This window comes from Rhodobacter sp. JA431 (assembly GCF_900217725.1).
GTDB classification, from domain to species: Bacteria; Pseudomonadota; Alphaproteobacteria; order Rhodobacterales; family Rhodobacteraceae; genus Rhodobacter; species Rhodobacter aestuarii.
The window spans coordinates 111,962-124,880 of sequence record NZ_OBMP01000002.1; the positions used below are offsets into that span (position 1 = coordinate 111,962).

Below are 12,919 nucleotides of genomic sequence, written 5' to 3' on the forward strand. Positions count from 1 at the left end.
CATGTCGAAAAAATATCCTATCATTTCCGTTGTCGGCTCGTCGGGCGCAGGCACCTCGACCGTGAAAGCCACCTTTGATCAAATCTTCCGCCGCGAAGGTGTGAAAGCGGTTTCCATCGAAGGCGACTCGTTCCACCGCTTCAACCGCGCCGATATGAAAGCGGAACTTGAGCGCCGCTATGCCGAAGGCGATGCCACCTTCTCGCACTTTTCCTATGAGGCGAACGCGCTCGAAGATCTGGAGCGTGTGTTCCGCGAATATGGCGAAACCGGTGCGGGCCGTTCGCGTCACTATGTGCACGACACCAATGAAGCCGCGAAATACGGCGTCGAACCCGGCCTTTTTACCGAATGGGCGCCTTTTGAAGAGCATTCCGATCTGCTTTTCTACGAAGGTCTGCACGGCTGCGTGACCAATGACACGGTCGATATCGCCAAACATGCCGATTTGAAAATTGGCGTGGTGCCGGTGATCAACCTCGAATGGATCCAAAAAATCCACCGCGACCGCGCCAGCCGTGGCTACACCACCGAGGCGGTGACCGACGTGATTTTGCGCCGGATGCATGACTATGTGCATTGCATCGTGCCGCAATTCTCGCAAACCGACATCAACTTCCAACGTGTGCCGGTGGTCGATACCTCGAACCCGTTCATCACCCGCTGGATCCCCACGCCGGATGAAAGCCTGATCGTGATCCGCTTCCGCAACCCGCGCGGGATCGACTTCCCCTATCTGACCTCGATGATCAATGGCTCGTGGATGAGCCGGGCGAACTCGATCGTCATTCCGGGCAACAAGCAAGATCTGGCGATGCAGCTGATCTTGACCCCGCTCATCGAGCGCTTGGTGGCCGAGGGGCGGCGCGCCCGCGCCTAAGGCAAGACACGGAACCAACAAAGTTTTTTGGGCAGGGCCTTTGGGCCCGCCCGTGACGAATGGCATATCAGGGAGGAGTGCCATGAAAGATTTTGAGCTTTCGCAGGAAGTCAAAATGGCAAATGCGCTGCGTGCGCTGGCGATGGATGCGGTCGAAAAAGCCAAATCGGGGCATCCGGGCATGCCGATGGGCATGGCCGATGTGGCCGCCGTTTTGTTCAACCGCTTCATGACCATTGACCCCAAAGCGCCGAAATGGCCCGACCGGGATCGGTTCGTGCTGTCTGCCGGTCACGGCTCGATGCTGCTTTACGGGATCCACCATCTGCTCGGCTATGACGATATGGATATCGAGCAGCTCAAGAATTTCCGCCAGCTTGGCGCGCGCACCGCAGGCCACCCCGAATATGGCCATGCCGATGGCATCGAGGTGACGACCGGGCCGCTCGGCCAAGGGATTGCCACCTCGGTTGGTATGGCGCTTGCTGAGCGCATGAAGAATGCGCGCTATGGCGATGATCTGGTTGATCATTTTACCTATGTGATTGCGGGTGATGGGTGCCTGATGGAAGGCATCAGCCACGAGGCGATTGATATGGCGGGGCACCTTGGCCTTGGCCGTTTGATCGTCATGTGGGACGACAACAAGATCACCATTGATGGCGATACCGACATTTCCACCTCGACCGATCAGATGGCGCGGTTTGCCGCCTCTGGCTGGCATGTGGTGGCCTGTGATGGCCATGCGCCCAATGACATTGCCGCCGCCATCGAAGAAGCGCGCAACGACCCGCGCCCCTCTTTGATCGCCTGCCGCACGATCATCGGCTTTGGCGCGCCCAACAAACAAGGCGGGCATGATGTGCACGGCGCGCCGCTCGGCGCCGAGGAAATCGCCGCTGCGCGCAAAGTGCTGAACTGGTCCTACGAACCTTTCGAGATCCCTTCCGACGTCTATGCAGCCTGGGGCCGGGTTGCGAAACGGGGGGCTTCGGCGCGGGCAGATTGGGAGGCGCGGCTTGCCGGCCACGCGGCCCGCGCCGACTTTTCTAAAGCGGAAGCAGGCGACACCAGTGCCCTGCCCGCCGCGATTGCCGCCTATAAGGCGAAGCTGAGCGCCGACAAACCCAAGGTCGCGACCCGCAAAGCCTCCGAAATGGCGCTTGAGGTGGTCAACACCACCCTGCCCTTCTCGGTTGGCGGCTCCGCGGACTTGACCGGCTCGAACTTGACCCGCTCCAAGGGCATGACCTCGGTCAAGCCGGGCGCGTTTGGCGGCGACTATATCCACTACGGCATCCGTGAACATGGCATGGCGGCGGCGATGAACGGCATCGCGCTGCACGGGGGGCTGCGCCCCTATGGCGGCACCTTCATGGCCTTCGCCGATTACTGCCGCCCCTCGATCCGGCTTTCGGCGTTGATGGGCGTGCCGGTGACTTACGTCATGACCCATGACTCGATTGGTCTGGGCGAAGACGGGCCGACCCACCAGCCGGTGGAACATCTCGCCTCGCTCCGCGCGATCCCGAACCTCAATGTGCTCCGCCCGGCAGATGCCGTGGAAACCGCCGAGGCTTGGGAGATCGCCATGACCGCGAAAGGCACGCCCAACCTGTTGGTGCTTTCACGGCAAAACCTGCCCACGGTGCGCACCGAGCACACCGCCGAAAACCTGACCGCGCGCGGCGCCTACCTGCTGCGCGACCCGGAAAATCGTCAGGTCACGCTGATCGCTACGGGCTCTGAGGTCGAAATAGCGCTTGCCGCAGCGGATCAATTGGAGGCCGAGGGCATTCGCGCGGCTGTGGTCTCTGCCCCCTGCTTTGAGCTCTTTGCCCAACAGTCGCGCGAGTATGTGACCAAAGTGCTGGGCACCGCGCCGCGTGTGGGCTGTGAAGCCGCGCTGCGCATGGGCTGGGATCTGTTCCTTGGCCCCCAAGATGCCTTTGTCGGCATGACGGGTTTTGGCGCCTCTGCGCCCGCGCCCGCGCTTTATGAACACTTCAACATCACCGCCGAAGCCATTGTTGCTGAAGCCAAGAATATGATCTGAGGGAAGAGAATGACTGTTAAAGTTGCTATCAACGGGTTTGGCCGCATTGGCCGCAACGTGCTGCGCGGGATCATTGAATCGGGCCGCACCGATATTGAAGTGGTCGCGATCAACGACCTCGGCCCGGTAGAAACCAACGCGCATCTTCTGCGCTTCGATAGCGTGCATGGCCGCTTCCCCGCGACCGTGACGACGGGCGAAGACTGGATTGATGTGGGCCGTGGCAAAATCAAAGTCACCGCCATTCGCAACCCCGCCGAACTGCCCTGGGGCGATGTCGATATTGCGATGGAATGCACCGGCATTTTCACCACCAAAGAAAAAGCCTCCGCGCATCTGCAAAACGGCTCGAAACGGGTGCTGGTCTCGGCACCTTGCGACGGCGCGGATAAAACCATTGTCTTTGGCGTGAACGACAGCACGCTCACCGCCGAAGACATGGTTGTCTCGAACGCGTCGTGCACCACGAACTGCCTTTCCCCGGTCGCCAAAGCGCTCAACGACGCCATCGGCATCGAAAAGGGCTTCATGACGACGATCCACAGCTACACGGGCGACCAACCGACGCTCGACACGATGCACAAAGACCTCTACCGCGCCCGCGCCGCCGCGCTGAGCATGATCCCGACCTCGACCGGGGCTGCCAAAGCCGTGGGTCTGGTGTTGCCCGAACTCAAAGGCAAACTCGATGGCGTTGCGATCCGCGTGCCCACGCCCAACGTCTCGGTTGTGGATCTGGTGTTTGAAGCGAAACGCGCCACCACGGTTGAGGAAGTCAACGCCGCCGTGCGCGCTGCGGCCGATGGCCCGCTCAAAGGCGTGCTGGGCTACACCGACCTGCCGAATGTGTCGTCGGACTTCAACCACGACCCGCATTCCTCGGTCTTCCACATGGACCAGACCAAGGTCATGGACGGCAAAATGGTCCGCATTCTGAGCTGGTATGACAACGAATGGGGCTTCTCCAACCGTATGGCGGACACCGCCGTCGCGATGGGTAAGCTGATCTGATGAACGCCGGGGGCCCTGGCCGGCCCCCGGACACCAAGACATGTCGGCCCGGACGGGCCACGCATAAAAGGAACACCACATGGCACTGATCACTCTTCGCCAACTGCTTGACCACGCTGCAGAAAATTCCTACGGCGTGCCGGCGTTCAACATCAACAACATGGAACAAGGCCTTGCGATCATGGAGGCGGCCAAAGCCGTCGATGCGCCCGTGATCATCCAAGCCTCGCGCGGGGCGCGCAACTACGCCAACGATATCATGCTGGCGAAAATGATCGAGGCGCTCGCCGCGATCTACCCCGATATTCCGCTGTGTATGCACCAAGACCACGGCAATAACGAAGCCACCTGCATGACCGCGATCCGCCACGGCTTCACCTCGGTGATGATGGACGGCTCGCTTGAAGGCGACGCCAAAACCCCGGCCAGCTACGAATATAACGTCGACATCACCGAACGTGTGGCCAGCATGGCGCATTGGGTCGGTGCTTCGGTCGAAGGTGAATTGGGCGTTTTGGGCAGTTTGGAAACCGGTGAAGGCGAAGCCGAAGATGGCCACGGCGCCGTGGGCAAGCTCGACCACAGCCAACTTCTGACCGACCCCGACCAGGCGGTTGATTTTGTGAAGAAAACTCAAGTGGATGCGCTGGCCATTGCCTGCGGCACCTCGCATGGTGCTTACAAGTTCAGCCGTAAACCCGATGGCGAAATTCTGGCCATGTCGGTGATTGAAGCGATCCACAAAAAACTGCCCGACACCCACCTTGTGATGCACGGCTCCTCCTCGGTGCCGCAAGAGTTGCAAGACATCATCAATGAATTCGGTGGTGCGATGCCGCAAACTTTTGGTGTGCCGGTCGAAGAGATTGTGCGCGGCATCAAAATGGGCGTGCGCAAAGTCAACATCGACACCGATTGCCGGATGGCGATGACCGGCCAGTTCCGCCGCATTGCCGAACAAAACAAAGCCGAGTTTGACCCGCGCAAATTCCTCAAACCCGCGATGGATGCGATGCGCGATCTCTGCCGTGACCGCTTTGAAGCCTTTGGTACGGCGGGCCATGCCTCGAAAATCAAAGTCATCCCGATGGATGACATGGCGAAGCGTTATGCTGACGGTTCGCTTGCGCCCAAAACCAACTGATCGAAAGGACCCTCATCATGGATCAGTCCAACCGTTATGCCCGGCTTGACCTGAACGAAGCCGATCTGATTGCTGGCGGGCGCCACGTTCTGTGCGCCTATATCATGAAGCCCAAGGCGGGCTACGGCTACCTGGAAACGGCCGCCCACTTCGCCGCCGAAAGCTCCACCGGCACCAACGTCGAAGTGTCCACCACCGACGATTTCACCCGTGGCGTTGATGCGCTCGTCTATGAGATCGACCCCGATAAAGAGCTGATGAAAATCGCTTATCCGGTCGAGCTTTTTGACCGCAACATCATCGACGGGCGCGCGATGCTGTGCTCGTTCCTGACGCTGACGATCGGCAACAACCAAGGCATGGGCGATGTGGAATACGCCAAGATGCACGACTTCTACGTGCCGCCCGCCTATCTGCGCCTGTTCGATGGCCCCTCGATGAACATTGCCGATATGTGGCGCGTTCTGGGCCGCGATGTGAATGACGGCGGCATGGTCGTCGGCACGATCATCAAGCCGAAACTCGGCCTGCGCCCGCAGCCCTTTGCCGACGCTTGCTATGAGTTCTGGCTGGGCGGCGATTTCATCAAAAACGACGAACCGCAAGGCAACCAAACCTTTGCGCCGTTGAAAGAAACCATCCGTCTGGTGGCGGATGCGATGAAACGCGCGCAAGATGAAACCGGCGAAGCCAAGCTTTTCTCGGCCAATATCACCGCTGATGACCATTATGAAATGGTGGCACGCGGCGAATATATCCTTGAAACCTTTGGAGAAAACGCCGACCACGTTGCCTTCTTGGTGGATGGTTACGTGACTGGCCCGGCCGCGATCACCACCGCGCGCCGCTCCTTCCCGCGTCAGTTCCTGCACTATCACCGTGCGGGCCACGGCGCGGTGACCTCGCCGCAGTCGATGCGCGGTTACACCGCCTTCGTGCTTTCGAAAATGTCGCGTCTGCAAGGCGCCTCGGGCATCCATACCGGGACAATGGGCTACGGCAAAATGGAAGGCGAAGCGGCCGACAAGATCATGGCCTTCATGCTGACCGATGAGGCCGCGATGGGCCCCTATTACCACCAAGACTGGCTGGGGATGAAAGCGACCACCCCGATCATCTCGGGCGGCATGAACGCGCTGCGTCTGCCGGGCTTCTTTGACAACCTTGGCCACTCGAACGTGATCCAAACCTCGGGCGGCGGCGCCTTTGGTCACCTTGATGGCGGCACCGCGGGCGCGATCTCGCTGCGCCAAGCGCATGATGCGTGGAAAGCTGGGGTCGATCTGGTCACCTATGCCAAAGAGCATAAGGAACTGGCGCGCGCCTTTGAAAGCTTTGCGCATGACTCTGACAAGCTTTATCCGGGCTGGCGCGACGCGCTGGGCGTGGCATAAGCAGCGCACCATCCGGGCGGGGGGAAGCCCCCGCCCCATCCCTTTTGGAGAACCGACATGACCTTCGACCGTTCCATCAAGATCGCGCCGTCGATCCTCTCGGCTGATTTCGCCGATTTTGGCCGTGAAATTCAGGCGATTGAGGCGCAAGGCGCCGATTGGGTGCATGTGGATGTGATGGACGGCCATTTCGTGCCGAACCTCACCTTTGGCCCGCCCGCCGTGGCCGCCTTCCGCAAGCACGTCAAAACCGTGATGGATGTGCACCTGATGATTTCGCCCGTCGACAGCTACATCGACGCCTATGCTCAGGCCGGCGCCGATGTGCTGACGGCCCATGTCGAAGCGGGCCCGCATATTCACCGCACCATGCAGGCCATTCGCGCCGCTGGCATGAAATCGGGCGTCGCAGTGAACCCCGGCACCCCGATTGAGGCGATCGAGCATATTCTCGACATCACCGACCTTGTCTGCATCATGACCGTGAACCCCGGTTTTGGTGGCCAAAAATACATCGACATGACCGCCAAGGTGCGCAAGCTGCGCGCGATGATTGGCGATCGTCCGGTGCATATTGAGATTGATGGCGGCATGGACCCGAAAACCGCGCCGTTGATGGCCGCTGCCGGGGCCGATGTCTTTGTGGCGGGCTCTGCCGTCTTCAAAGGCGGCTCGGTCTCGACGCCCGAGGTTTATGGTGCCAACATCGCCGCGATCCGCGCGGCCGCGACTGCCGCGCTCTAAGCCAAGGAGAACAGCATGGCCGTCCACGCCCCCATCTGCGATTTCGGTTGGAAAGCCCCGCGCTTCACCCTGCCCGATACCAATGGCAAGCTTTGGACACTTGACGAGATCGGCGGGCCGAAAGGCACGCTGATCATGTTTATCTGTAACCACTGCCCCTATGTTCTGGCGGTGCTGGACCGGCTTCAACCCGAGGCTGAGGCGCTGATGGAGCAAGGGATCGGCGTGGCGGCCATCTGTTCAAACGACGCGGAAACCTATCCCGAGGATGGGTTCGATAAAATGGTGGAAATGGCGCAAGCCCGCGGCTTCAAATTCCCCTATCTACATGATGAAAGCCAAGCCGTCGCAAAGGCTTACGATGCGATCTGCACACCGGATTTCTTTGGCTTTAACGCTGATTATGAGCTTCAATACCGTGGGCGACTGGATGCCTCTGGCCGAAACCCGGCCCCGGCAGATGCGAAACGCGAGCTTTATGAGGCGATGCAAATGGTCGCCGCGACAGGCCAAGGCCCGCGCGAACAAGTGCCCGCGATGGGCTGCTCGATCAAATGGAAAAGCTGATGCGCCCAGCCCTGATTTTTGACCTTGATGGCACGCTGATCGACTCTGTTCCCGCGATCCATAGCGTTTCAAATGCGGTTCTGGTGGAACGCGGCTACCCCGCGCTCGGCGTGGATGAAGTGCGCGGCTATGTCGGCAAAGGCGCGCCGCATCTGGTGCGCTGCCTGTTGCAAAGCGCGGGGCAAGACCCGGACGGGCCGCTTTTTGATGAGATTTATGCCGAGCTGGTAAAACGCTATGAGACCGAGGTGGAGGGCAACACACTTTACCCCGGGGTGCGCGAGGCGCTCGAAACGCTCAAGGCAGAGGGCTATAAAATGGCCGTCACCACCAACAAGCCGCTCGCCCCCGCGCTTGCCGCCATTGCGCATGTGGGCTTGGAGGACATGTTCGATCTTGTGCTGGGCGGCGATAGCCTGCCCACCCGCAAGCCCGACCCGGAAATGGTGCACGAAGCGCAGCGCCGTTTGGGAGCTCAACAAGCCGTCTATCTGGGCGATAGCGAAGTCGATGCCGAGACCGCGCAAAACGCGGGCCTGCCCTTTGTGCTTTACACTGAAGGCTATCGCAAAACCCCGGTGCACGACATGCCGCACACCGTAAGCTTCAATGATTTCAAAATGCTTCACGGCATTATTGAGAAGCTCTCATGCCCCTGAAAGCGCTGATCTTTGATGTCGATGGCACTTTGGCGGAAACCGAAGAGGTGCACCGCCAAGCCTTTAACGAGACCTTCGCCGCGCATGGGCTCGACTGGCATTGGAGCCGGGAAGATTACCGCGAACTTCTGCGCACCACGGGCGGCAAGGAACGGATGGCCAAGCATCGCGCCAGCGTTGGCAGCGGCCCGTCTGACGCCGAAATTGCCGATCTGCACAAAGCCAAAACCGCGCGTTATGTCGAGATCATCGCCTCTGGCGCGGTGCCGCTTTTGCCCGGTGTGCAAGACTTGATCGCCCGCGCCCATGCGGCGGGGCTGCGCGTGGCGATTGCCACCACCACCACCCGCGCCAATGTCGATGCGCTGATCCATGCGACATTTGGCAAACCGACGACAGCGGTCTTTGAAGTGGTGGCTGCGGGCGATGAGGTGGCGCAAAAGAAACCCGCGCCCGATGTTTACCTGCGCGCGCTTGATCTGCTGAGCCTGCCGCCCGAAGCGTGCATTGCCTTTGAAGACAGCCGCGCCGGTCTGGCTTCGGCGAAAGCGGCGGGGTTGCGCGTGGTGCTCACCCCCTCGGCCTATACCACGGGCGATGATTTTACCGCCGCCGATTGGTTGCGCGCGGACCTCACGCAAGCGTCACTCCAAGACATCCCCGATCTGCCCTGAGCCGCCCTTGCATCTGCGGCCCGTCTGCGCCATTTTGACGCGATAACGAGGCAGGATGGTGATGGATCTACGGTATCTGGCGCCCGATTTCGCGGTGGCCCCCCAAATCGAGCTTGAAGATGTGGCAAAAGCCGCAGAACTGGGCTTTCGCACGCTGATCAACAATCGACCCGATGATGAAGTGCCCGTCGCCCTACAGCATGAGGCATTTCAAGCTGCGGCAGAAGCGGCCGGTCTGCGCTATGTCTTTTTGCCCTATGAGCCGGGTCTTTTGACTCAAGATTTGGTGGACGGGTTTGAAAGCGCGCTAGAGGGGGCCGAGATGCCGGTTCTGGCGTGGTGCCGCTCTGGCACGCGGTCATCACATCTTTGGGCGCTGTCGCAAGCGGGTCTGCGCCCTACCGAAGAGATTCTGCAGGCTGCCGCACAGGCCGGTTATGACCATTCTGCGCTGCTGCCCCTCCTACGCGGCAAAGCGGCGTCCCGCGCGAAGTTTACGTAAAGATCATCGTGCAAGGTGTTGTTTTGGAAAGCACTTCAACCGACACATAAGATACACTAAACTTATAGGTTTGTGCGACTAAGTGACCGGACGAGGCGGTTTAGCACCGCTTTTTCTTGCCGACATGTCAGGTGCGTGTCACAGTCCTGTTACCAACCACTCTACAGACTAAATCACGCAATGCTTGGGCACCTAGAAAACCTGCTTGCGGTGGAAGATATCGCCGGGCTCTGGTCGCTCCACTGCGATCGGATGGCCAGCTTTGGCTTCGACCGCCTCATCTACGGCTTCACCCGGTTTCGGACGCCGCACATCGAGGGCAACCTTGATGACACCCTCGTTCTCTCCAATCACGACCCAGAATATCTCAAGGCCTTTTTGGGCGATAAGCTGTTCTCGCAGGCGCCGATGGTCAAATGGGCAGCGGAATCAAACGGCGCCCAATCGTGGCGGCTGGTGGCCGAACGCGCAAGCGCTGGCCTGCTCAGCGACGAAGAGAAAAAGGTGATTGCACTAAACCAGCGCTTTGAGGTGCTGGCGGGCTATTCCATTGGTTTTCCAGACACTTCGACACGTGCGAAAGGCGCGATTGGGCTATGCGCACGCCCGGGGTTGAGCCAAGACGAGGTCGATGCGATCTGGAATGAACATGGGCGCGAACTTTGGGTGCTCAATTCGGTGCTGCATCTCAAGATCAGTTCCCTACCGTTCCCGGCGCAGCGGCGCCCCCTCACCGCGCGCCAGCGCGAAGTGCTCGAATGGGTGAGCGACGGCAAAACAACAGCCGATATTGCGCAGATCATGGGGGTGACTCAGGCCACCGTCGAAAAGCACTTGCGGCTCGCGCGCGAGACGCTGGAGGTCGAAACCACCGCGCAAGCGGTGCTGAAAGCCGCGTTACAAAAGCAGCTTTTTCTCACAAAATACTGAGACTTAGCCATTCACGGCAGGTTTACGCCCATCCGCGACCTGCGACAAAATGGTAAAGGTATGGTATTCCATACTCGCCAGCGCAGCAAAAATTGGGTTTAGTGTAGGAGTTCCGTGAGTGGTGGCTTCGGCCAGGAACATGAGCGTAGTCGAAGATTGATCCGGCGAAACTCAAACCGGTTTTCCGGAACGGCCCGGGCAGCTTATATTCGCTGTTCCGGGTCGTTTTTTATTTCCTGACAGGAATTTGGTTCACAAAGCCCGCAGCAAACATTTGGGCGTTGTGCCAAAGAAAAACGCCGCCCCGAAGGGCGGCGCCTTTGCCTTGAAGAATCTGAGGCTTACACGCCAGCCATTTTCGCCACTTCGGCGGCGAAGTCTTCTTCTTTTTTCTCAACGCCTTCACCCACGGCCAGACGCGCAAAGCCGGTGATTTCCACACCCGCTTCGGTCGCGGCTTGCGCCACGGTAATGTCCGGGTTGATGACGAATTTCTGGTTCAGAAGGGTCACTTCTTCCAGGAATTTCTTCATCCGGCCCGGGATGATGTTGTTGTGGATCACTTGCTCGGGCTTCGGCTTCGCGGCGGTGGCGTTTTCTTCCAGCGCTTTTTCGGTCTGCACTTTCAGCTCGCGCGCAACCACGTCTTGATCGAGGCTCGACTCGTCCAGCGCCATCGGCGCGGTGGCGGCGATGTGCATGGCGATTTGCTTGCCAACTTCAGCCGCTTTCGCCGCATCGCCTTTCAGCGCCACGAGCACGCCGATTTTGCCCATTTCGGGCGCGGCAGCGTTGTGGACGTAGGAAACGATGGTGTCGCCTTCGAGCACGTGCAGACGGCGGAAGGTCATGTTTTCGCCGATACGGGCGATCGCTTCACCGATCACTTCGTCAACGGTTTTGCCGTTGAGCGCAGCGGCTTTCACCACTTCGACCGATTCACCGGTTTCCAGCGCCACTTTGGCGACATCGCGCACGAGCGCTTGGAAGTCGTCGTTTTTCGCAACGAAGTCAGTTTCCGAGTTGATCTCGATGGCAACGCCACGGCCGGTCGAAACGGCCACACCGACCAGACCTTCAGCGGCCACACGGTCGGCTTTCTTTGCGGCTTTCGCCAGACCTTTGGTGCGCAGCCAGTCGATCGCGGCTTCCATGTTGCCGTCGGTCTCGGTGAGCGCTTTTTTCGCATCCATCATGCCGGCGCCAGTGGTGTCGCGCAGCTCTTTCACCATCGCAGCGGTGATCGCCATGGGATTTCTCCTCTGAATTGGGTGAGGGCGGGGTTACCCCCGCCCGATGTCAATTGCGTGACGCGGGGCCCGAGCTTCGGGCCCACGCTGCGCAAAATCAGGCCTCGGCGGCTTCTTCGGCGGGCGCTTCTTCAAGCGCGCCAAGGTCCACACCGGCAGCGCCCATTTGCGCGGTCATGCCGTCAAGGGCAGCGCGCGAAACGAGGTCGCAGTAGAGCGCGATAGCGCGGGCCGCGTCGTCGTTGCCCGGGATCACGTAATCCACGCCTTTGGGCGAGCAGTTGGTGTCAACCACGGCCACAACCGGGATGCCCAGCTTTTGCGCTTCGGCAATGGCGAGGTCTTCTTTGTTCACGTCGATGACGAAGAGCAGGTCCGGCAGGCCGCCCATTTCGCGGATGCCGCCGAGCGACGCTTGCAGTTTGGCCTGCTCGCGTTCCATGCCCAGACGCTCTTTCTTGGTCAGGCCTTCAGCGCCCGACGCCATCACTTCGTCAATGTGCTTAAGACGCGCGATCGACTGGGAAACGGTTTTCCAGTTCGTCAGCGTGCCACCGAGCCAGCGGTGGTTCATGTAGTATTGCGCGCATTTTTCAGCGGCTTCGGCGACGGCTTTCGACGCCTGACGCTTGGTGCCAACGAACAGAACACGGCCGCCTTTGGCAACGGTTTCACGCACCACGTTGAGCGCGGCGTCCAGCATCGGGACGGTTTGCGTCAGGTCGATGATGTGGATGCCGTTACGGTCGCCATAGATGAACTCCGCCATACGCGGGTTCCAACGTTGGGTTTGGTGACCATAGTGAACGCCAGCTTCCAAGAGCTGACGCATCGAGAAATCAGGAAGCGCCATGTCCATTTCCTTTCCGGTTTGCGCCTGAGCGGAGGAATTCAGGGTTGCCCCCAACCGGTGGACCAAACGGGGATGTCTCCCGCCGCTGGCCCGCCTCCGCCTGTGAAGTGAGCGCCCTTTAGGGCATTGCCAAAGCTATGGCAAGCCCCCTGCCCCAATTTGCGCGACTTTCCTTTGAAATAGGCGTTTCGCAGGGTTTGAAGCGGGCGCGTGCGGCACGCTTTAAGGGTTTTGGAAGGCAAGCTCCAGATGCGC

13 protein-coding genes are annotated in these 12,919 nt (G+C 59.9%); 11 read left to right on the forward strand and 2 right to left on the reverse strand.

All coding sequences use genetic code 11. From position 1 onward, the window contains the following. Nucleotide 1: 1 nt before the first annotated feature. The 11 genes from CRO18_RS04195 (at nt 2) to CRO18_RS04245 (ending at nt 10,561) form a co-directional block, all read left to right on the forward strand. Nucleotides 2-880, forward strand: coding sequence for a phosphoribulokinase (locus tag CRO18_RS04195; protein WP_097081186.1), 879 nt, complete (start codon nt 2-4; stop codon nt 878-880). Between the two features lie 82 nt (nt 881-962). Then, entirely contained in the window at nt 963-2,936 is a 1,974-nt protein-coding gene (tkt, locus tag CRO18_RS04200; RefSeq protein WP_097081187.1) for a transketolase, read from the forward strand. A gap of 9 nt (nt 2,937-2,945) precedes the next feature. Further along, complete coding sequence (gap, locus tag CRO18_RS04205) at nt 2,946-3,947, forward strand: type I glyceraldehyde-3-phosphate dehydrogenase (RefSeq protein ID WP_097081188.1); 1,002 nt, start codon at nt 2,946-2,948, stop codon at nt 3,945-3,947. 79 nt (nt 3,948-4,026) lie between these two features. Further along, nucleotides 4,027-5,091: a class II fructose-bisphosphate aldolase gene (fba, locus tag CRO18_RS04210; protein WP_097081189.1), complete on the forward strand. Its 1,065-nt coding sequence runs from the start codon at nt 4,027-4,029 to the stop codon at nt 5,089-5,091. A gap of 17 nt (nt 5,092-5,108) precedes the next feature. Beyond that, nucleotides 5,109-6,485 carry a ribulose-bisphosphate carboxylase gene (locus tag CRO18_RS04215; protein ID WP_076483499.1) on the forward strand — a complete coding sequence of 459 codons (1,377 nt, stop codon included), beginning with the start codon at nt 5,109-5,111 and terminating at the stop codon, nt 6,483-6,485. Nucleotides 6,486-6,542: 57 nt separating this feature from the next. Then, nucleotides 6,543-7,229 carry a ribulose-phosphate 3-epimerase gene (rpe, locus tag CRO18_RS04220; protein WP_076483498.1) on the forward strand — a complete coding sequence of 229 codons (687 nt, stop codon included), beginning with the start codon at nt 6,543-6,545 and terminating at the stop codon, nt 7,227-7,229. A 15-nt stretch (nt 7,230-7,244) separates the two neighbouring features. Then, complete coding sequence (locus CRO18_RS04225) at nt 7,245-7,796, forward strand: thioredoxin family protein (RefSeq protein WP_076483497.1); 552 nt, start codon at nt 7,245-7,247, stop codon at nt 7,794-7,796. Continuing rightward, entirely contained in the window at nt 7,796-8,455 is a 660-nt protein-coding gene (gene gph / locus CRO18_RS04230) for a phosphoglycolate phosphatase (RefSeq protein WP_097081190.1), read from the forward strand. The genes CRO18_RS04225 and gph overlap by 1 nt, the downstream gene beginning before the upstream one ends. Further along, entirely contained in the window at nt 8,446-9,129 is a 684-nt protein-coding gene (locus tag CRO18_RS04235; RefSeq protein ID WP_097081191.1) for an HAD family hydrolase, read from the forward strand. Before gph ends, CRO18_RS04235 begins: the two co-directional genes overlap by 10 nt. 61 nt (nt 9,130-9,190) lie before the next feature. After that, on the forward strand, nt 9,191-9,631 hold the full coding sequence (locus CRO18_RS04240) for a TIGR01244 family sulfur transferase (protein ID WP_097081192.1): 441 nt from the start codon (nt 9,191-9,193) through the stop codon (nt 9,629-9,631). 180 nt (nt 9,632-9,811) lie between these two features. Further along, the gene (locus tag CRO18_RS04245) at nt 9,812-10,561 is read left to right on the forward strand and encodes a LuxR family transcriptional regulator (RefSeq protein ID WP_076483493.1); all 750 of its coding nucleotides are present in this window, start codon (nt 9,812-9,814) and stop codon (nt 10,559-10,561) included. Between the two features lie 341 nt (nt 10,562-10,902). On the opposite strand, the gene tsf is transcribed toward CRO18_RS04245, so the two are convergent. Both tsf and rpsB read right to left on the reverse strand, forming a co-directional pair. Beyond that, nucleotides 10,903-11,811: a translation elongation factor Ts gene (gene tsf / locus CRO18_RS04250; RefSeq protein ID WP_076483492.1), complete on the reverse strand. Its 909-nt coding sequence runs from the start codon at nt 11,809-11,811 to the stop codon at nt 10,903-10,905. A gap of 97 nt (nt 11,812-11,908) precedes the next feature. Continuing rightward, the gene (gene rpsB, locus CRO18_RS04255; protein ID WP_076483491.1) at nt 11,909-12,670 is read right to left on the reverse strand and encodes a 30S ribosomal protein S2; all 762 of its coding nucleotides are present in this window, start codon (nt 12,668-12,670) and stop codon (nt 11,909-11,911) included. Between the last annotated feature and the right edge of the window lie 249 nt (nt 12,671-12,919).